This is a genomic window from Streptomyces spiramenti, from assembly GCF_012034385.1.
Lineage (GTDB): Bacteria > Actinomycetota > Actinomycetes > Streptomycetales > Streptomycetaceae > Streptomyces > Streptomyces spiramenti.
In genome coordinates, this window is record NZ_JAAVJB010000022.1 from 12,480 (window position 1) to 32,720 (window position 20,241).

Here is a 20,241-nt window from a genome sequence, read left to right on the forward strand (position 1 = left end):
GGTCAGGCGGCGCGCAGCAGGCGTCGTGCGGTCGTGTGGCGGTGGATCGGCCGGGCGGAGAGGGAGTAGTGGACCTCGACATGTCCGAGGCCGCAGAGACGGTCCGGGCCGCGGGCGTTGACGCTCACCGGCCGCCCTTCGCACAGCGCACGGCGCTGCACCTGCTGGTAGCCGAGGTCGGTCGCCCACTCCGCGAAGACCAGCCCCGGGTTCCAACTCCCTTCGGTGACGGGGGCGAGGACGGTCGTCGGGAACGGCCCACGCGGGTCGGCCGGCGGGTCCAGCGCGGTCGCCAGACGCTCGGCCTGCCCACGCATCCAGGCCAGCGCCCCCTCGGGGGAGGCCGCCCAGTGGCCACCGAGGTGCCACTCGCCGCCTGCGTCCGGGCTGCGCACCACCGTCTCCGCCCAGTAGCCGTCGGCATGCCGAATCACGCGGTACCCCCGGAGGCCCGGAGCGATCGCACGGTGTGCGGTGAGAAGCACTGCCGCGAGAAGCACTGCCGCGAGAAGCACTGCCCCGAGAAGTACTGCGCAGGGAATGCACGCGGGGTGGTGAACGAGGTGCGCCGGGGGGATCGCGACGTGGCCCGAGTCATGATTCCGGGAGATTCATTGAACGGGATCTTCATCGTTCGCCCAACTTCCTGAGATGTTCCTCAATGCGCGCCGCGAGTTCCGCACTCCGGGCCAGAAGCTGGGCGAGCGTCGGCAGGTCGGATTCCTCCGCCGGCGGTTCAGGCGGTGGCGGGGATTCCGCTTCGTCGTTGTTCACGCGAGGGCCGCCCGGGGGAGTGCGGTCGCCTCGCGCGAGAGAAACCGCAGGCCAGCGGTGCGCGGCGGCGAGTGGTGCGAAGGATGGGAACTGCGGAAACACGGATGGGGCGACACCGCAGGAGGCCCGGAGGCGCGCATTGTCGCACGCGATTTCCGTGCTTCTCGCCGTTTGTGGCGTGTCATGGATTCGAATCCTCGAATCTGTGCATGTGGGGCGCAGGTGACTGTTTGTAGCTCTAGGGTTGCGCTCGGTTCGGTGGACACGCCAGTGGTTCACCGATGAGCCGCATTCCGTCATGTGAAGGGAGAGGAGGACCATGACCGCCGAACGCATCACCCCGTCTCCGAAGGTTTCCTTGCTGGAGTTCTTCGGGACGGAGCTGCGGCGCCTGCGCACGAAGGCGTCGTGGGCGCAGGGGGAGCTTGCCTCGGCCGCCCACACCACCCAGTCGATGATCTGCAAGATCGAACGGGCCCGGCAGGTGCCGTCGATCGAGATGTCCGAGAGCCTGGACGCCGCGCTGGCCACCGACGGCCACTTCGCCCGCCTGCACCCCCTGGTGCTGGCCTACGCCTACCCCGCCTGGTTCCTGCCGTACGTCGAGATGGAGCGGGAGGCGACCGCAATCCGCGAGTTTCAGGGGCAAGTGGTCCCTGGGCTTCTCCAGACCGAGGCGTACGCGCGTGCGCTCCTCTCGACTCGACGGCCGGACAGCCTCGATGATCTCGTGACGTCACGGCTGAGTCGCCAGGAGGTGCTGGAGAGACCTAGCCGGCCACGTGCATGGTTCGTCTTGGACGAGCAAGTGCTCCGGCGCAGAGTCGGTGACGCACGGCTCGTCGGTGAACAACTGGAACGATTGCTGTCCGCGGCGAGCGAGCCGAGGACGGTGGTCCAGATCATTCCGGACAGCCGAGGTGTACACGCTGGACTCGATGGAAGCTTCTCTCTGCTCAGCAGCTCCTCGGGAGAAGTGCTGCACCTGGAGGGCTTCTTCGAGGGGCGACTGAGCATCGATCCGACCGAGACCGCGGAGGCCCTTCACGCCTATGATTTGCTCCGGGCGGATGCTCTACCGCCCTGTCAATCGGCCGACCTGATTCGCGAGTACCTGAGAGGTCTGACGACATGGGGAACCTGAACGGGCTGTCCGTCGAGTGGCGGAAGTCCAGCTACAGCGGCACCAACGGTGGCAACTGCCTGGAGACTGGTCGCGGCCTGTCCGGCACGGTCCCGGTGCGTGACTCGAAGCTGTCCGACAGTCCGGTGCTGAGCTTCCCGAGCGCCGGTTGGGGCGAGTTCCTGGCCACGGTCAAGGACGGCCGCTTCTCCGCCTGAGTGCAACGCGTGCGACGTCAGGACCCCGCCGGGTCGGATGAGTGAACCGGCGGGGTTCGCGCTGTTACGGCGGTCTTGCGCACCGTCCGGGCCGCCGGTCACCGTGGTGGGTCCAGGGACCCGGCTCGCCCACCCGGAGGTGGCGCATGCACCGCGACCGATTCATCTGGCGGAAGTCCAGCTACAGCGGCCCGAACGGCGGCGACTGCCTGGAGGTCGGCTACGACCCGCGCTGCTGCGGCCCGGTCGACTGGCACCGGTCGAGCCACAGCAGCAGCAACGGCGGCGCGTGCCTCGAAGCCGGGCGCGGCCTGGCGACCGTCGTCCCGGTGCGCGACTCCAAGCTGCACGACAGCCCCATCCTGGCCTTTCCGCCCTCAGGCTGGCTGGCCTTCGTGGCCACGGTGACGGACGCCCACCCCACGCGCTGAGGCGCCGCGCGTCGTCCCGTTCACCGCGCGGGGTTGAGTCTCAAGCGGGTTGAGACCGCAGAGTGGCAGCGTGAACGACGACGAGACGATGTACCCGATCGGAGACGTGGCGCGCCGCACCGGCCTCAGCGTCAGCGCCATCCGCTTCTACGCCGACGCCGGTGTCGTGGAGCCCTCCGGGCTCACGCCCGCCGGCTACCGCCTGTACTCCATCGAGGCCGTGGCCCGCCTGGAGATGGTCCGCACCCTGCGCGACCTCGACACCGGCCTGGACGACATCCGACAGCTCATAGCCGGCCGGACGACCGTCCACGAACTGGCCACCGCGCATCTGGAGGTCCTGGAACGGGAGGCGTCCCGGCTGCGCGCCCGCCGCGCGGTGCTCCGGGCCATCGTCCGCCAGCGAGGCAGCGCCGAGCAGATCGCCCTGCTGCACCGCCTCGTCACCATGTCGGACGAGGAGCGAGTGCGGCTGATCGAGGAGTTCTGGGCCGACGTGAGCGACGGCCTCAACGAGAACCCGCGGTTCGTGGCCGAGCTGAACTCGGCGCCGCCCCGGCTCCCGGACGAGCCGACCCCGGAGCAGCTGGACGCCTGGATCGAGTTGGCGTCGATGGTCAGCGATCCGGAGGTGCGGCGCGCGATCCGCGACGACTTGAACGACCGCTTCACCGACGGCCCTGGCCAGATGCTGGTCTCCCCGTCGGCGCTCGCCTCCTACGAGAGCGCCACCCCGCTCATCGAGGAGGCCGTCGAGGCGCACAAGGCCGGCGTCGCCCCGGACTCGCCCCTCGGCCAGGAGCTGGCCGCCCGCTACCTCGCCTGGCTCGGCGAGATGTTCGGCGCCTCCTTCGAGGAGCCGGAGACGCGCGACGAGATCGGCCGCGGGCTGCTGGAGATCGAGCCGGCCATCCTCGCCGACCTGGAACAGACAGCCCAGGGCCCACCCGCCACCGACCCCCAGGAGCGCTACCAGCACCTCGTCCAGGTCATCAGCGGCACCCTGGAATCCAACAACGCCCAACTAGCCGACTACGCCCGAGCCTTCACCTGGCTCTCCACCGCCCTCACCCCCACCACCACCCCACCCTCCGACTAACAGCCCCGCCCACCAGGCTGACCCCTGCATCCCGTTCATTCCTGACCTCGCCAATCAGGCCCGAGGCCTTGCAGGCGAGTTCACGACCAAGATACCTACGCCCCATCAGGGGGGCGCGCGCTTGTCTACCTGTCCGGGATGAACGTGTCCATCTCTACTCTGCGCCTGTTGACCGAGCCCCGCCGACGCGGGTAGAAGACCGAAACCTGTCGGCGGCGCCCAAACACGGGTGACAGGCTCTGCTCACCCTCACCCACCAGCGCAACGGCCGCCCATACTCCCAATTCGCGGCCGAATTCGGCATCAGAGCCACGACCGTCTACCGGTGCATCGGTGCGGACCGCGCCCCCTTCTCGTCGAGCCCATGACCGAGGCGGGTGTCCCTCGCTGGGTATCCAAGCCGGGGTGGCCGTCCGCCGGCCTTCGACCGCGCTGCTTGCAAGCGACGCAACACCGTCGAACGGTGCATCAACAAGCTCAAGCGGTGGCGCGGCCTGGCTACCTGCCACCATCTACCTCGCCGGACTCCACATCGCCGCCATCTTCATCTGGTCCGCGAGATGATCCGAAAGAGATGGCCTAGCGGCCAGCCATCACGCGGATTCGGCAGCAGCGAATTCTACAAAATAGCCGATCGCCCTCTCCAGCGAGCTTGGATCACATCCTGCAACAAACTCGATTCCGTCACTCTTTGCCGAAGCCCAAGACCCATCAGTGCATTCGTCTTCCATCTCGCACATGCGACCGTAAAGAGCGGTTCGGGCCAGGTCGACAGAGATGATCCAGCCAGGATTGTCGGTTGTTTCGATTCGAATTCCATATGAGTGTTCCCAGTCGCCGTCACAGGCGGCTGCGTACCACTGCTGAATATCCTTCAAGTTCGACATCATGGGTTCCTTCTAGGGATCTCCCAGGGCTCCGCGGGAATCGCTGATCCATTCGGCAGGTTTACGTGTGGCGTCGGAACGCTTGTCTTTGTCTTCTTGTCGTAGTGGGGCTTACCCTTCACGTCGACTCGTTTCGTCGGAATGAACGGCCGTGGGTCCCGGGGATCCGACGGTCGATCGTAAGATTCATAGTGGTCGATCTCCCCGGTCGTTCCGTCGCGGCGGAATGAGGTATGGGGCCCTTCCGCGTCTGGATGCTGACACAAGTTCCCACCACGAGAATTGTGGACCAGGATGGGTGTGGTCCCCGCCAGCACATAGTACGTGTGGACGCCCTCGATGGTGAGGTTGTGAACCGTCGCGATGCCGGTGTTGGTGTCGGTGTCCACGACGACGACGGGGAGGCCTGTGGAGCTGAGGAGTTGGTCGCCGGCGGTGAGGTCGGCCGCCTTGGTCCACTCTTCTTCGTCGGGGAGCCAGAAGGGGTGGCCGTCGGTTGCGGTGATCTTGTGGGTGTTGCCGTCCGCGTCGGCGACGGACACGCCGACGAGTACCTTCTCGCCCTCGCCTGTGATCTCTGCGGTGACGGTTCTCGGACCTGTCTCGCCGGTCTCGGGATCGGTGGCGAGGATTTCGTCGCCGACGCTGAGGTCTTCGATGGCCATGGTGGTGCCATCGGCCATCAGGACGTGGGTTCCTGGCACGAAGCTGTTGCAGCTGCCGCCCCGCTTCCCCACGATTGGGGCGCGGCGGAAGGCTACCGCGACGGCTGCGTCGAATAGCAGTTCGCCCGTGAGCTTCCCGTAGTTCCCGTCTTTTATGTCGCCGTAGATCTCCTTGCCGCGGCCGACGACGCCTTCAACCATTCCCATGGTGAACTGGGGCGTGCCGGGCGTCATCGACATGGCGAGATCCGCCCCATCGGTGCAACTTGAGAAGTTGCCCGTGAAGCAGCCCTTGACGGCGCCGGCGCCCGTGGTGGCCAAGTCCAGGATGCCGCCGCCGACGGCCTTCGCTCTGCCGACAAAACCGCCCCATATCCCCGGGTCTTTAGCGGGAGCCGGGCGAGGGGGGGTGGGCCTGATGGTGAACGTGGGCTGACGCCCCGGCAATTCCACGTAGTTGGTCGGTCGCGACGTTGTAATGGGAACGCGTTTGGGGATGGACTTGATAGTCCGCACCAGGTTCAGTAGCCCCCGCCAGATACCCAAGCCGAAGAAAAGCCCCGTGGGGTCGCTGAACGCCAGCGGGTTGTTGTTCGAGTAGGAGTAGCCATGGAGCTGCTGCGGGTCGCTGCGGTCCATGATGGGGTCGGCCGAGATGAAGCGGCCGAGGGCGGGGTCGTATTCGCGTGCGCCCAGGCCGTACAGGCCGGTTGCGGTGTCGTCGTAGCCTCCGACGAAGGTGCGAGTCCCTGGCCATGCCGCACCGGGGTCCTCACCGCGGTAGCCGCCGAACGGCAGGGTCCTCCGCTGGGTGGCTTCGAGTGTCTGCGCATTGACCGCCACATTGCCCGTGCCGTGGTGATCGGCGAGCGTGAAGCTGGTGGTGGAGTCGTTCTCGATGACTGCGGCATGGCCGGCGCCGAGGTCGATGTATCGGGTGGCTTCCGCGGTGGCTGCCCCGCGCTTGACCACGACTTCGGTGTGGCCGAGGTACAGGGTGGTTTCGGAGTCGGTCCGGGCGATCAGCCGTGAGCCGTCGGCGTCGTAGATGTACTCGACGGTCGTGTCCTCGGCGTTCTCGACCTGGGCGACGCGCCCTTCGGGGTTCCACGAGAGCGTCTGCGTCTCGCCCCCGGTCTGGCGGGACACGGTGTTCCCCGAGTCGTCGTAGCCGTACTCCTCCAGCGACCGGACACCCGGCGCGTCCTGGATCACCTCGGTCAGGGTGTGCGGCTGCGACTCGCTGTACTCGTAGGCGCGAGTGGTGTCCTGCTCGTGGAGGACCTCGGTCTCCCGGTTGCCCGCGAGGTCGTAGGTGTAGGAGTGGTGGTATGGGGCCGGGCCCCCGATGGGCACCTCGCCCGAGGGGTCGGCACACCGCGTGGCGCTCTGGGCCCATGCCTCCGTGATCCGCCGCAGGTGGTCGTAGGCGAAGCACTGCACGTCGTTGCCGCCGGCGACGTTGGCGATCGAGAGGACGTTGCCGACCTCGTCGTAGCTGTACGTCTCTCCCCGAAGCGCCTCTCGCGGTCCGGGCGCCACGGCCACGGCCGTCGAGGTCTTCAGGCGCCGCGTACCCCATTCGTAGGTGTACGTCGTGTCGATGGACCGGTCTGCGGACTGTCGGAAGGACTGGCGGATGGGAGCGCCGGTCCGGTTGTACTCCGTCGTGGCGTTCAGCCGGGTGCCCGCCGGCAGCTCGGTTGCGGTGAGCTGCAGTGTCCGCAGGTCGTGCGTGTAGGCGACGGTCTGGCGTGACAGCCCGCCCGCGGCCGGCAGGTTGGTTGCCTGCGGCAGGCCGGCGACATCGAACGTCTGGCGGGTCTCGTACGTGCCGGCCAGGGCGCCCTCCGCGCTGGGAACGACCCGGCGGGTGGCCAGGGGGCGGTACCGGCGGTCGTACTCGGTGACCTCCGAGACGTAGGCCTCACCGTTCTCCCACCGGGTGGAGCGTGCGAGGTGTCCCTTGGCGCCGGTGACGGTGTCGTACTGCCAGGTGGCTCGCAGCTGTCCGTCCGGTCCGCCCTCGCGCAGCTCGGTCTTGCGGCCGAGGTTGTCGTGCGTGTAGCTCAGGGTCGTGCCGCGCGCGTCGGTGGAGGTCTCCAACTCGCCGCGGTCGGTGTAGGTGCGTGTGAAAGTGCCGGTGTCGGGGTCGGCGGTGGTCGTGGGACGGCCCAGCTGGTCGTAGGCGTAGTTCCAGGTGGCGCCGGACGGTGTCGTCAGCGAAGCCAGCTCGCCGCGGGGTGTGTAGCTGTAGGTCGTCGTGTCGTAGTCGGCGTCCGCGGCGGGCTGATGGTGCTGGCGGTACTCCGTCAGCTGGCCACGAGCGTCGCGGATGGAGGTGGTCGCGGTGTCGCCCTCCGGAGGGAGGATGGTGATGCGGTCTCCGGAGTAGATCGTCCGCGTCGTCGAGAGGACGTCGCCGCCGTCGCCGCTACCGGCGATGAGACGGGTCTCGGTCTCGCGGTCCAGACCGTCGTACGTGTGCCGGGTCTGGGTTTCGACGCTGTCGGCATCTTCCGGGAGGAACAGCGTCTGGCCCGGTTCGCCGATCGCGTAGTAGCTACCGAATGCCTTGGTGACGAGGCCGCGTTCGTCGTGGAACGTGTCGGTGAGGATGCGCCCGCCGTCGGACCCGGGCGCCTGGGTCTGACGTTCGCGCAGCAGCCCGTCGTAGATGACGTAGCTGGTCAGCTGCGATCCGCGCGAGTTCAGCGTGCGGGTACCGATCGCGACGGGTTGCCCGTCGACCACGCGGTAGGTGAACTCCAGGCTCGGCAGTGCGGTGGTCCGGCGGTCCGGGTGCCACACCTTGGTGGCGCGGCCCAGCGCGTCGTAGTCGAGCACCGTCTCCTTGCCGTTGGCGTCGGAGAGTCGGGTCGGCAGTCCGCGGCCGGCGCTCAGCGTGGTGGTCTCGGTGAAGGCAGAGGCCGAGTCGCCCGGGCGTACCGGCGGTGAGACCGTGCGGACCGTTGTCGGGATGCCGACGGCCGGGGTGTACGTCGTGCTGGAGGTGCGACCGTCGGTGCGAGCCGTTCGCGTGGGAGCGCCGTTGCCGCTGACGCTGACGTCCGCGGCGAGATCGGTCTCGGACAGCAGACGACCGTACGAGTCGAAGGTCGCCGTCGCCTCGACGTAGCGGGCGACCGTTCCGTCGTGCTCGATCAGTTCCGCCGTCGCGGTGGGGCGGCCGACCGTGGGGCTCTGCCCGTGCGCCCGCCCGTCGTAGGCGTAGCGGACGTCACTGACTACGTCGTCGGCCCTGTCGGGCGTGGCGGCGCAACGGGTCGCGACGGTCTCCTCGCGGGAGGGGAGGTTGAGCAGGTTCGCGTCGGTGACCGCGGGGTACGTGGTGCGGGTGCACCGGTCGTCGGCGGTGATCGCGGTGTCGCCGCGGTCGTCGACCTGGACCAGACGCCCGGCGACCGTGTCGTAGGTGTGATGCGTCTCGCTGATGCGCCACTTCTGGCCCGCGCCGTCGTCGAGCGAGATCCAACTCTTCAGCTCTGCGGCGCCCTTGAAGTCTGCAGTGATGGTTCCCCAGTCGCGTACGCTGCGCGCCGTCTGGTGGTGCCACGGGCGGGTGACCGTCTTGGCCTCGACGGCGCCGCCGGCCTTGTCGAAGGTGACGGTCTTGTAGGGGAGACCGGCTGCCGTCGGATGATCGGTGATCGGGTCGCCCTCGCCGGCGCCCAGCGTCACGGAGACACTCTTGGTACCTCCGCTGGGCGTCCGTCGGTCGCCGTGCATGCCCCGCAGGAAGTACGAGTCCTCCTGCGTCTCCATCCGGGTCTGGCTGCCGCTCTGGACGCGGACGTGGCCGTACCCGCGCCACTGGGACCAGGTCTTCTCGTCGTCGTCGACCAGGGCGTTGTCGTCGTAGCGCCAGGCCGCACCGCCGAGGTAGCGGTAGCGGACGACCTGGTCGGGGGAGCCTCCGGTGCGATCGGTGGTCGCCACTTCCTCGGTGACGTACTTGTTGAACCACTGCAGGTCCGGGTCGTGCTCCGGACCGCCGGCGAGGTACTGCGGGAAGCACCGGGTGGTGTTGGTGTGCGGCGTCGGGGTGCTGCCGTGCGTGCACGCGGGCGCGGAGTACCCGACATCTACCTGGCCGCCGTACTCGTCGGCGATGGAGGAGAGGCGCGCCTTGATGAAGGGGGCGTAGCCGTCCCCGGTGCGGTCCAGGCGGTTGGCGAGCTGGGTGTAGCCGAAGGTCGTCTTCGGGAGGGTGATTGCGGGGGTGGCGGAGTGGCCGGTGCGCTGGATGCTGGAGAGCAGGAGCTGGTAGTCGACGTCAGCGGTGCCCCAGTGGTGCGCGAGCTTCCAACTGTCCACGTTCCGGTAGCTGGTGCCGCTGCGGACCTGGCTGGTGATCTCGGTCAGGCGCTTGGTGGTCCAGAAGCTCGGAGAGTAGCGGCCCCGGTCGCAGTCGGCGCTCGCGTCGCAGTTGAGGTCCCAGGGGGTGTCGTACCAGTACTGGGGGTTCTTGGTGATGTCGGCGCAGTCGGCGCCGCCGCCCGGCAGGCAGCGGTCGCTGTTGGTGAAGAGCACCTTCGCGAGGGGCTGGCCGGAGTACTCGTTGCCCTTGGTGAGCCCGTACTCGATGCGGTTGAGGGTGCCGCCGCGGGTGTAGCGGGTGTTGTTCTCCTCGTCGAGGAAGCGGCCGTAGGAGTTCTGCTCGCGGTCGTAGTAGTAGGTGACGACGTTCCCCGCGGCGTCCACGACGTAGTCGAGGTTCCATCGCCAGGCCTGCTGGCACCAGGAGTCCTCGGTGGTCGCCTTGTAGCAGGGCTCTCCGGCCTTGGTGGAGTAGACCGGCACCGTCCAGGTGGAGTTGGTGACGGCCCGGCCGGAGGACCAGCCGGGGAGGCGGTGGTACCCGAAGTAGTACTGGGTGCCCTCGGGGTCGGTCACACGCCAGTACTCGTTGTCGTTGTCCCCGTTGGCCCGGGCAGAGCTGGTCAGCCGCTCGATGCGGGTCCCGTTGTCGGACTGCAGCTTCCAGGTGTTGTCACCCGCGGGGACGAGCTCACCCGCCATCCCGTTGAGCGAGATGAAGGCGTTGTCGTGGTCCCAGCAGAGGTCGGCGACCTTGTTCTCGTGTTCGTCCTCGACGTTCTTGTAGCCGCAGGACTTGTAGTTGCGTTCGATGTACCCGGGCCAGAGGTTGTAGCCGTCGCCGACCCAGGAGCCCTGGTTGTTGGTGGAGGACGTACGGCCGTCGATACTGCCCGCCGAGTAGGTCAGGCCGATGCTGGGCGTCAGCTCACCCGGGACGTCGGGCAGCGGTATGTCGTAGGACCAGGTGAAGTCACCGGTGCTGAGATCGGTCTCCCACGTGCTGGACGGCGACAGGTCCGTGGCGGTGTAGTCGCCCTTGTCGCCCTCGGCCGCCGCGGCCACCATGAGGGTCATGGGCGTCGCCGCAGGGAGCGACAGGTCTGCCGCGGTGAGGGTCTGCTGCTCGGTGTCGTTCACGACATCGACCGGCTCGGCGGTCGAGCAGTCGCCGTCCTCTGCGCAGTCCGGAGCCGCGTGCAGGGTCAACCGGTCCCCGTAGCCACCGCCGTAGGCTTCGGCGAACGCCGAGTAGTCGATGCGCACGTCGACCTCGGTGAGGTCGTTCGAGCCGCTTTCGGAGGCGGTGCGGGCCGTGGCTCCGGTCGGCTCGTCCGGTGTGACCGTCAGGCTGAAGGCGATGCCCGGAGAGCCGTCTCCGCCGGCTGCGCCCGGCTGCGCCTCGACAACGACGCTCGCGTCCTGCTGTGTCCGTACCTCGACGGGCAGGCCCCCCACGGGGTCGAAAGCCGTTCCGTCCGTCAACGGCCCGTCGCCGCCCTCAATGGCGACCTCGTGGGTTGCGTCGGACGGGAACTCAGCACTGGGCTGGTCCGTGATCACACGGGGTGTGTGGTCGACCGGGCGAGGCGCCACGCGAAGCCCGTCCGAGCCGTCCACCGGCTCCCCGAGCTCGACCTCCGCCTCGACCGTGCCGTCGTCGGCACTCGACACGGACGGGTTCACGGCCTGGACAAGTGAGGCGACCATGACGGTCGCCACGCCGAGCGCGATCCTGCCCCGGAGGGAAGCGGTGCGCCGTCTGGCGAGGAAGGTGTTCTTCATCTGGGTGCGTCGTCCTTCAGTGCGCGCTGGGCGGCCGGTGAGGGGTGAGCAGTCGGATAGCGGTGGCACGGAAGGGCTCAGGGCCCGGGGGTGATGGAATCCCCGAAACCGGTGGCCAGGACCTGGGCGGCGCTCAGGACGCCCTGGTAGAGCCAGACGTCGTCAATGGCCCCGGGCCAGTACTCGGACCACCCGCTGCCCGAGCGCTGTCTGCCGAGCTGGAAGGAGTGCGTCGCCTCGAACGTCAGCGCGTTGTCGGTCCAGCTGGAACCCGCGACACAGGAGTCGTCGGAGTCCTCGGTGCAGACGATCTCCTGCAGCGACCCATTGACGTACAGGCTGGCGCGCTTGGTCGACCCGTCGTAGACCAAGGCGAGGTGGTTCCAGTCCCTGATGTCGTAGAAGAGTTGGTTGACCGCGCTCGAGAGACGCGAGGACGCGTCGTCCTCCTCCGCCACGGCTACCTGCCACGATCCCCAGCCGGGCTCCTCACTGTGCGGGAGGAAACGCACGGCGAGCGCGTTCTGGCGGTTGCCGGCAGCGCTCAGCACCGTGACCGGCTCCTCGGGCGCGGCGGCTGCCTGTACCCAGGCCGCCGCGCTGACGCTGGCCGTGGTGTCCAGCGGCACACCGGCCGTCTGCGCGTAACCGGTCGCCCCGTCCAGAAGAAGGGCGTCCCCGTGGCGACCGGGGCCGAACTCATGGCCGCCGTGGAGGGTGAGGTGGTTCTCGTTCGGCGAGGCGTCGGGCGAGGTCGTGCTCCCCGCGTCCAGCTCCCACCGCGCGGTGAGCAGCGGGTTCTGCTTCAGCAACTGGCCCACCTCGGTGGGAGTGACGACCCGGGAGTAGAACCGGACGTCGTCGATGTCGCCGGGAAAGTGCGAGCGGATGTCGCCGCTGTACGAACCCGCCCCGATCATGACGGGGCCGGTGGCGTCCCAGGCGCCACCGCGGGTTGTACGACCGGCCTGTACGCCGTTCACGTACAGGGTGAGCGTGTCGGCGACGGAGTCGTGGACCCCCACCAGGTGCACCCATTCGTCACCCTGCGCGACGGTCCCGTTCGGCTGCATGGCCCTGACCGGCGAGGCGGTGGGAGTGTCGGCGCGGTACTGATTGAAGACCCAGCGGTCGTAGCTCTTCGAGTAGTAGAGCTCCAGCCCGGGCGCGTCGTCGCCGGTCTGCGCGGCGATGATTCCGGCACCGTCGGCCCGGGACTTGTCGAGTCGTGCCCAGGCGGAGACGGAGAAGTCACGGCTGGTGTCGACGATGGGCGCCTCGGTCACGGCGTAGCTGTCCGTGCCGTTGAACGTGGCTGCGTACTCATTGGCGCCTGGGCGACCGGTTCGCACGCCACCGTGGTAGACGGCGGGCCCGTGGTCGGCCGTTCCGGTGGCCGTTGTCGTCCCGGCGGGCTCGTCGAAGGGGAAGACGGCGGTGGCGGGACGGTGAGGAGCGGTCGACACGGCTTGCTTGTCGTAGAGCTGCGCCATCGGGCCCGAAGCGGTCGTCATCGCGTAGTCGAAGAACTGCAGCTGATCCACGCTGCCGCCGAGGTGCTCGCTGACCACGCTCCCGCGACGAGACGCACCGATCTGCAGCGATGTCTGAGCGGACCACGCAGACGTGTGCGGTGTCGTCCCGGCGAGCCGGCCGTTGACGAAGAACCGGAGGTTCGTGCCGTCGTAGGAGGCGGCCAGGTGCGTCCACGTCCCTGTCGTGACGGGCACGTCGGCCAGGATTCGGCTGCGCGCCGTACCCGCCGGGTCGTCGCTGCGCTGGGCCAGGACGGCCCACTGGTCGTAGTGGCCGGAGTGGTAGATGGTGAAGCCCGCGAAGTTGCGGCCGGTCTGTTCGACGACGACGGACGAGCCGGCGGACTTGGTGTCCAGGCGCGCCCATGTGGATACCGTGAAGGGCTTGCCCGTGTCCACCACCGGACCCTCGACGGCCGCGTGGCCCGTCTCACCGTCCAACTGGAGTGCCGTGCCCAGCACGCCGGGGGCACCGAGTGCGTAACCGCCGGTCAGCGTCGCGTCGTGCTGTGGCACATCGGGCTCAGCTGCGGCTGCGCCCGGCCCCTCGTCAAAAGAGAATGCGGCGCGCGGCGACTCACCCGGCGAGACGAGGAACTGGTAGGTGCGGACCTCCGAGATGTTGCCGGCCTGGTCCAGCGCCTGCACCGTGACGAAGTGGAGCCCCGGCTCCTCGGGCAGCACGGAGACACTCCGCGCGGCACCCGAGCTGGTCGCCACCTGGTTCGCGGCGGTCGGATCGTTGTTGATGCCGTAGCGGTAGCGATTCACGTCGCGGTCCGCCGCAGTGAAGGTGAAGCCACCGTAGTGACCCGCTCCCTGGTACCAGATATCGGTACCCGACGGATCGAACTCCGGGTAGCGGTCGGAGGTGATGGTCGGGGCGGCGGGCACGGAGGTGTCGTAGCGGAAGTAGCAGGGGTGGCCGTCGACCTCGGACCACGGGCCGTAGTGCGAGCCGTCGTAGGCACGCGCGTACAGCCGCAGCGTGCTGTTCTGCGGCAGGTGGTTGGGCAGCCTCAGGGAGAACGACGAGCCGGAGCGCTTGGCGGAGGTCAGCGGCGCGTCCCACACGCCGCCGGACCAGCGGACGCGGAACTGCACGCGGACGCTGTCGCCGTCGGGGTCGGTGACGTTGTTGGCGTGGACGTTGCCCAGCGACCGAGCGATCGCCGGATTGGACTCCGGCTTGCAGGTACCGCCGTACTCCAGCGTGATCTGCGAGGGCTTGATGCGGGCGGGCGGACGGTTGTAGGTCACCCGCAGATGCGCGTCCTTGCTGAAGCGCTTCCAGTGCAGGTTGCTCGACTCGTTGCTGGCGCGCAGACCGAACGTCATCGTCGAGGTGCGGCTGTCGGCCGCCTTCTGCACCGCCGAGGTGATGTCGAACTCGGCGTCGCCCGCCGGGCGGCAGCCCTGCTGCGGGTTGCCGCCGTAGTGGAAGGAACTGGTGCGCAGCCGCTCGATCCAGAAGCCCGATGCCTGCTGCGTGTTCCACGTCGTGGAGGAGGTGATGCCCTTGGTGCGCCACAGCTGCACGGGGTGCGCGGTGCACTGGGCGGAGTGGGTGTTGCGGACGACGAACTCCGCCTTCTGCACCCGGGTTCCGGCGAACCGGGAGGTGTCGATGCGGTAGAAGAGCCGCTTCACCTCGTTGGGGTTGCATCCGGACCAGCCCACGCAGTAGCCGAGGCCCTCGTCCGCCCGGCCGTTGAACTTCCACTGCGGGCTGCTGGACCAGTGGCGGGAGACCATCGTCCACGCGGATGCGCGCGGCGAGTGCGTCTGCGGGTCGATGTAGACGGGGTACTGCACGTCCTCGCCGCGGAGCACCGAGAGGTCGGGGCCGAGGACCAGCTCGCCGAGCGAGCCGTCGCTGTCGACCTCCAACTCGACCTCGGCCAGCCGGGACGAGTCACTGGGTGCCGGAGTCTCGTCCGCGTCGATGGCGGGGGCCGCCGCGCGCGCCTGCGCGCCGCCTTCCGTCGCCGTCGGGGTGGAGGAGTCCCACATCAGGGGGGTGGGGGCCTCGAAGACGACGCCGCCAGAACCCGCGTCGAGCGCGGTCAGCCCCCCTTCGGGGGTGGTCTCGACCCGCAGTCCGCTCGTCTCCAGCTCGAAGCGGATCTTCTCCAGCTCGGGATTGGCGGCGGCCTCGGCGTTCTTGACGACGAGGAGGGAGAAGAACCCGTCGGGAACCGCCTCCATCCGCAGGTCCACGCCTGGGAGCACATCGCGGTAGGTCGCGCGCTCCTGCGCCAGGACGGGCTCGGGGAGTTCTCCCGGCCAGTCGAGCGCGAACTCGCGGCCGTGCTTGGACAGCACCACGAGTTCGTCGTCGCCGCCCGCCGAGAAGGTCACGTCCACCGTGGCGGCGGTCGGGGCTATTCGCCCGTCATCGTCCGCCGCGAGGTCGAGGTCGACGCGCTGCCATTCACCGGCCACCCGCGACCACACCGGGACGACGTACTCCCGTGCCTCCAGGTCACCGTCGGGGGTGGCGAACACCTCGCGGGCCTCGCCGCGCTGGGAGACGACCTCGACGGGTTCCCCGGTTGCGCGAGCCTCGGCTATCGCCGTGGCCTCGGGCGACTCCTCCGGGAGCGCCGGGTCGTACTGCTCGCCCGGCACGGTGGGGGACTCCGACGCCGGCTCGCTACCGGCCGCGGGGGCCGCCTGCGTCGCTGGAGCGAGCCCCAACGCCACCGCCATGGACACCGTGACCGCAACCCCAGCCCGAACCGCAGGCAGGCGTGATCGCCCCACCATTCCCCCCACGCACCCTTCCCCAGGTGTGAACACCGCCTCCACAGATGTGTGGGACCGCAGGAGCGTATGGTCACCACATGCGTCCTGTCCAGCACTTTGTGATCACGCGAACCGTCAGATCGGACGCTGGGCGGTCAATTACGCACTCGTCGTGGTCGATAACGGGCAGTCGGGGGGTAGTTGTGAACACCCAGTGACACCTCGGGGTGCCCGGTACGAGCTCGGCGGCGTCGATCAACTGCTGCGTGGCTGGCAGCCGGAGTGGGGGTCTCCGTGGCCGCAAGCTGCCGTGGGCTATCGTCCGCCGGCGGGGTAGCGCCGAGCAGGTCGCCCTGCTGCGCCAGCTGGTGACCATGTCGGACGAGGAACGGGTTCGGTTGATCGAGGAGTTCTGGGCCGATGTGAGCGACGGCCTCAACGAGAACCCGCGGTTCGTGGCCGAGCTGAACTCGGCGCCGCCCCGGCTCCCGGACGAGCCGACTCCGGAGCAGTTGGACGCCTGGATCGAGTTGGCGTCGATGGTCAGCGATCCGGAGGTGCGGCGCGCGATCCGCGACGACCTGAACGACCGCTTCACCGACGGCCCCGGCCAGATGCTGGTCTCCCCGTCGGCGCTCGCCTCCTACGAGAGCGCCACCCCGCTCATCGAGGAGGCCGTCGAGGCGCACAAGGCCGGCGTCGCCCCGGACTCGCCACTCGGCCAGGAGTTGGCAGCCCGGTATCTCGCCTGGCTCGGCGAGATGTTCGACGCCTCCTTCGAGGACCCGGAGACGCGCGACGAGATCGGCCGCGGGCTTTCGGAGATCGAGCCGGCCATCCTCGCCGACTTGGAACAGTCAGCCCAGGGCCCACCCGCCACCGACCCCCAGGAGCGCTACCAGCACCTGGTCCAGGTCATCAGCGGCACCCTGGAATCCAACAACGCCCAACTAGCCGACTACGCCCGAGCCTTCACCTGGCTCTCCACCGCCCTCGCCCCCACCACCGTCCCACCCGACTAACAACCCCGCCCACCGCAGCATCCCGCTCACTCCTGGCCTCTCGCCGATCAGGCCCTGGACCTCCACCTGTCGGAGTGCGGGGTGCGGTAGACGCGGAGGTGCGCCCGGCCCCTCCGATGTCTATCCACGGCCCGGTGGGGCCAGCGATGAGGGGGTCGCCTCGGCTCGGGGGCACTGGGATCTTCGCAGTACTCGGTGCGGGCCCGGTCAGCCTTCCTCTCGGGCGACGGTTGCCGTCACCCACACGGCGGCGAAGCCCTCGGGTACGAGGCGACGGAAGCAGCGCAGCGATCAACTCCCACTTCCCATAAGTCAGATCAGACGGATACCCCGGTGCTCGGCCCACGCTCTACCCAACGAGCCACCCCACCCACCAACACGCTCTGAGCACGGCCGGGTGCTGGATGCGCGGGCCCAGGACGCGTTCGAGCGACGGGTGGATCTGGGTGAGCAGGCCGCGGAGCCGGTTGGCGATCCGGATGGACTCGCCCGCCAGGTCGTCGTCGAACCCGGCGATCATTGCGAGCTCGGCGACCGTCTCGTCAGCGGGATAGATGGTCCGCTGGGTGTGGGGCATGGCCCTGGCGGCGTCCGCGATGACGAACGCGTCGCGAGCGTCGGTCTTGGACTGGACCAGGATAGAGATCGGCGATCCGCCGCATCGTGAGTCCGGGCAGGTAGGCGACCTGGCAGCCCCCGTCCCGGGCGATCGCCAGCGGCAGAGCCCCGATGGAGGCGTGCTGGTCGACGACCACCAGCACGGTGCCGTGCCTGGCCCGCAGCTTCTCGAACGGTTCCCGCAGTTTCGGTTCGCTGTTGGGCAGCGGCTTGTCGGACACTTTCTTCCCGGCGGGATTGACGGCGGTGGCGTGATGTTCGCCCTTGCCGACATCAAGCCCCAGATAGACACCGATGTCAGTTTTATCCGTCGCGGCCGTTGCTCTCGCCCTCGCCTGTTCCCCGGCCTCACCTACGGCATCAGCGTGCTGGCATCCACGTTACGAAGAGACTGCCTCGCCCGTTCATGGGTCCGGCGCTGGTACCTTTAATCAGCGGTCTGCCAGTGCCTCCGGCACCGGCGGCACCACCTTTTCGATCATCTCGACTGGGGGCTCAAGTCATACCGGGGCCGAAGGCCGGGAGCCTCATTGCGAGGCCACGAGAACGGTAACGGGGGCTCGCTGACCGGGCCGCACCCGGGTCGATCGCGGTAAGAAGGGCGGCAAGCTGCACAAGCTGTCCGAGGCCCAGGGCCGTCCGCTCCCCGCGGCCGTGTCCGGCGCGAACATGCACGACAGTCTCGCCCTCAAGCCGCTGATCCGCGGGATACCCGCCATCCGCACCAGGTGCGGACCTCGTCGGCGCCTCCCGGTCAAGCTCCGTGCCGACAAGGCGTACTACTCCGCGGACCACCTCGCCTGGCTGCGTGAACGGGGACTTGTCCCGCGCATCGCCAGGCCGGGAATCGATTCCGGCGAACGTCTCGGCCGGCACCGCTGGAAGATCGAGAGATCGATCGCTTGGCTCTTCGGATACCTATGGCTCACAGTCCGATACGAGCGAAAGGGCTCCCACTTCTTCGCCTTCCTCGGCCTGGCCACCACCCTGACCTGCTACAAGAAACTTACCGCGTGAGACAAACCTCTAGGGCTTGGCCCGGTGGTGCCGGCGACGAGGGGGTCGCCTCCGGCTCCTGACTCGCACGTGAAGTCCGCTGACGTTGCCGTCACCGTTGCCGTCAAGAACCTGTGCGGCGGTACCTGCCCCGCTGTCTGCGGAATGCGCTCTTCCTGCAATTCATCAGCGGTTTGAGCTGTCTTCGGAATTTCTATAGACCACTTGATCCTGAGGGTCATACGCAGTCAGCCCGTGCGTCGACGCCAAGCCGAGTAGCGCCGAAGAGACTTCACTGGAGCGCGACCAAGAGATAGCGGCGATTACGCACTCTCCAGTGACATAGAGAGGAGAAGCCCATGGAGACTCCTCCATATTTTCCTCGCTTAGATCTGGAAATTCGGAGATCACGGCTCGGTAGAAATCATCGACCGCTGAACTTTCTTTGACGGTACCGGTAACTCCATCCGTCAACTGATCGTAGATCTGAGCGGCTTCCCCTAGCGTAGGGGCCACTCTTTGATGCCAAAATACCAGATCGAAACTCATCGTCGCCACCTCTTCCGATTCGCTAGCCGGGGTCGACTCGCAGCACTGAACTTCGGATACACTACCGCAGTCCGGCCAGTTCGCCTTGTGGGGGTCGACCCGATCGTCCGGGTCGACCCCCGCAGGCTCTACCGATCTATCCAAACATCGTGGACCCCGACAAGTGTTCTGCCATCTCTAGTTGTGACCGTATTACCAGGCGTATTGAGCCAATCATCGAATTTTCGTTGCTGGGGGTCCTTCTTGGCGGTTCCGCCCTTCACCTCTATTCCGTACCACTGACCGTTGATCTCAACCGTTCCGTCATACTTGCGGACTGGCATTCCTGGAGCGGAAACTCCAGTTTCTTTGCGCCTGACCACTGCGCCGTCCATTTCCAGCTGATCCCAGGCGTTTGCTTCATCCGGAGCGCCATCTCGTCCAGGCTCGCCATCACGCTTCGAGAACTTGCCGTCCGCCGAGCGCGGGACCCCAGCTGGGCATCCCCCAGAATTGTGGACCAAGACCGGAGTCTGGCCTGCCAGCACCTAGTACGTGTGGACGCCCTCGACGGTGAGGTTGTGGACGGTCGTGGCCGTCGTGCTGGTGGTGACGGCGGTGACGTCAACGAGGGTGCCGTCGTTGGCGTGGAGCTGGGCGCCCGGTTTGAGCTCCGCGGCGTCGATCCACTGCTGGGTTGCTGGCAGCCAGAGTGGGTGGTTGTCGGTGGCTATGAGCTGCGGCGAGCCACCGTTGCTTCCCTGATCAGGAGGATGCTTCGTCACCGATGGCGCGAAGCACGTCGGAGAGCCACACGAAGCCGTGTCCCACGACACGGTCGGGATCGGAGAGCATATCTTCCAGGTGGCCCCACGACTCAGAGAGCATGCCGATCGTGAGATTCTGCGGTTCGCTGTAGACGTTGTACGCCTGATCCCGCGGAACCGACCAGAAGGCGTCCGCTTCGATGTCCAAAACCTGCTCATCGGTCTGGATCCGCTCCATGAGCAAGTCGATCACATTCTTGAGCTTGTCGACTGGAATCTCGACCATCAGAAAACACTCCCCCTGATTTTGTAAGTTCTCGTGGAGGTCGGCGTCGGCGCAGTGACTTGAATTACCATGGCGATACTAGGGCCGGGGTCCAGCGTCAGACTGCTCCGGGTGCCAGGCGTTCCGCAGCTGAATATCGGCACACCAGCCGCTGGGGCGCGCTGAGTCTTCCGCCCACCGGTACCCCGATTCCTTTCGAGCGTCTCGAGCTCGTGCGATGCCCGAAGGGCGTATATCTTCGTACCCGAATTCGATCCCGCAGCAGTCACAGATCTCGAAGCTCGGAGTATATCCGTTTTCCCCCCCAGGGGGGTTGGTGCTGCAGCAGGCCACAGACTCGACGGTGCAATGTGACCTCTCTGGACATGTAGATCTCTCGCTGTCTTTCGGTTCTGTCAGGCTGCCGAGCCTCAACCTT

General features: G+C 67.7%; 14 protein-coding genes and 3 pseudogenes. 8 read left to right on the plus strand and 9 right to left on the minus strand.

Features of this window, described 5'->3' with window-relative positions; translation table 11 throughout:
- Positions 1-2 precede the first annotated feature (2 nt).
- Together HCJ92_RS05120 and HCJ92_RS05125 are read right to left on the minus strand one after the other, a co-directional pair.
- Positions 3-434, minus strand: coding sequence for a hypothetical protein (locus tag HCJ92_RS05120; RefSeq protein ID WP_167932213.1), 432 nt, complete (start codon positions 432-434; stop codon positions 3-5).
- Positions 435-627: 193 nt separating this feature from the next.
- Positions 628-774 (minus strand): hypothetical protein, encoded by a 147-nt coding sequence (locus HCJ92_RS05125; RefSeq protein WP_167932214.1) that lies wholly within the window; start codon positions 772-774, stop codon positions 628-630.
- Between the two features lie 319 nt (positions 775-1,093).
- Between HCJ92_RS05125 and HCJ92_RS05130 the strand changes: the two genes are divergently transcribed.
- The 6 genes and pseudogenes from HCJ92_RS05130 to HCJ92_RS24705 all read left to right on the plus strand — a co-directional run.
- Positions 1,094-1,918 carry a helix-turn-helix domain-containing protein gene (locus tag HCJ92_RS05130; RefSeq protein WP_167932215.1) on the plus strand — a complete coding sequence of 275 codons (825 nt, stop codon included), beginning with the start codon at positions 1,094-1,096 and terminating at the stop codon, positions 1,916-1,918.
- Positions 1,906-2,115, plus strand: coding sequence for a DUF397 domain-containing protein (locus tag HCJ92_RS05135; RefSeq protein WP_167932216.1), 210 nt, complete (start codon positions 1,906-1,908; stop codon positions 2,113-2,115). Before HCJ92_RS05130 ends, HCJ92_RS05135 begins: the two co-directional genes overlap by 13 nt.
- 146 nt (positions 2,116-2,261) lie before the next feature.
- Complete coding sequence (locus tag HCJ92_RS05140) at positions 2,262-2,546, plus strand: DUF397 domain-containing protein (protein WP_167932217.1); 285 nt, start codon at positions 2,262-2,264, stop codon at positions 2,544-2,546.
- 70 nt (positions 2,547-2,616) lie between these two features.
- Positions 2,617-3,645 carry a MerR family transcriptional regulator gene (locus HCJ92_RS25295; RefSeq protein ID WP_167932218.1) on the plus strand — a complete coding sequence of 343 codons (1,029 nt, stop codon included), beginning with the start codon at positions 2,617-2,619 and terminating at the stop codon, positions 3,643-3,645.
- 239 nt (positions 3,646-3,884) lie between these two features.
- On the plus strand, positions 3,885-4,013 hold the full coding sequence (locus HCJ92_RS25765; RefSeq protein WP_167932232.1) for a transposase family protein: 129 nt from the start codon (positions 3,885-3,887) through the stop codon (positions 4,011-4,013).
- Positions 4,014-4,043: 30 nt separating this feature from the next.
- A pseudogene (locus HCJ92_RS24705) lies at positions 4,044-4,209 on the plus strand (IS5/IS1182 family transposase); the annotation flags it as partial.
- 29 nt (positions 4,210-4,238) lie between these two features.
- Here the strand turns inward: HCJ92_RS24705 and HCJ92_RS05155 are convergent.
- From HCJ92_RS05155 to HCJ92_RS05165, 3 genes are all read right to left on the minus strand, one after another.
- Positions 4,239-4,532 carry an immunity 53 family protein gene (locus tag HCJ92_RS05155; protein ID WP_167932219.1) on the minus strand — a complete coding sequence of 98 codons (294 nt, stop codon included), beginning with the start codon at positions 4,530-4,532 and terminating at the stop codon, positions 4,239-4,241.
- Positions 4,532-11,323 (minus strand): polymorphic toxin-type HINT domain-containing protein, encoded by a 6,792-nt coding sequence (locus HCJ92_RS05160; protein WP_167932220.1) that lies wholly within the window; start codon positions 11,321-11,323, stop codon positions 4,532-4,534. The genes HCJ92_RS05155 and HCJ92_RS05160 overlap by 1 nt, the downstream gene beginning before the upstream one ends.
- Before the next feature lie 77 nt (positions 11,324-11,400).
- On the minus strand, positions 11,401-15,570 hold the full coding sequence (locus HCJ92_RS05165) for a LamG-like jellyroll fold domain-containing protein (protein ID WP_167932221.1): 4,170 nt from the start codon (positions 15,568-15,570) through the stop codon (positions 11,401-11,403).
- 302 nt (positions 15,571-15,872) lie between these two features.
- On the opposite strand from HCJ92_RS05165, the gene HCJ92_RS05170 reads away from it, so the two are divergent.
- Positions 15,873-16,628 carry a TipAS antibiotic-recognition domain-containing protein gene (locus HCJ92_RS05170; RefSeq protein ID WP_167932222.1) on the plus strand — a complete coding sequence of 252 codons (756 nt, stop codon included), beginning with the start codon at positions 15,873-15,875 and terminating at the stop codon, positions 16,626-16,628.
- Between the two features lie 385 nt (positions 16,629-17,013).
- Here HCJ92_RS05170 and HCJ92_RS05175 read toward each other — a convergent pair.
- Positions 17,014-17,530, minus strand: a pseudogene (locus tag HCJ92_RS05175) (IS110 family transposase); the annotation flags it as partial.
- Positions 17,531-17,846: 316 nt separating this feature from the next.
- Between HCJ92_RS05175 and HCJ92_RS05180 the strand changes: the two are divergent.
- A pseudogene (locus tag HCJ92_RS05180) lies at positions 17,847-18,263 on the plus strand (transposase); the annotation flags it as partial.
- A 165-nt stretch (positions 18,264-18,428) separates the two neighbouring features.
- Here HCJ92_RS05180 and HCJ92_RS05185 read toward each other — a convergent pair.
- The 3 genes from HCJ92_RS05185 to HCJ92_RS05195 form a co-directional block, all read right to left on the minus strand.
- Positions 18,429-18,791 carry a hypothetical protein gene (locus tag HCJ92_RS05185; protein ID WP_167932223.1) on the minus strand — a complete coding sequence of 121 codons (363 nt, stop codon included), beginning with the start codon at positions 18,789-18,791 and terminating at the stop codon, positions 18,429-18,431.
- A gap of 527 nt (positions 18,792-19,318) precedes the next feature.
- On the minus strand, positions 19,319-19,555 hold the full coding sequence (locus tag HCJ92_RS05190; protein WP_167932224.1) for a polymorphic toxin-type HINT domain-containing protein: 237 nt from the start codon (positions 19,553-19,555) through the stop codon (positions 19,319-19,321).
- Positions 19,536-19,823: a hypothetical protein gene (locus HCJ92_RS05195; RefSeq protein WP_167932225.1), complete on the minus strand. Its 288-nt coding sequence runs from the start codon at positions 19,821-19,823 to the stop codon at positions 19,536-19,538. The genes HCJ92_RS05190 and HCJ92_RS05195 overlap by 20 nt, the downstream gene beginning before the upstream one ends.
- Between the last annotated feature and the right edge of the window lie 418 nt (positions 19,824-20,241).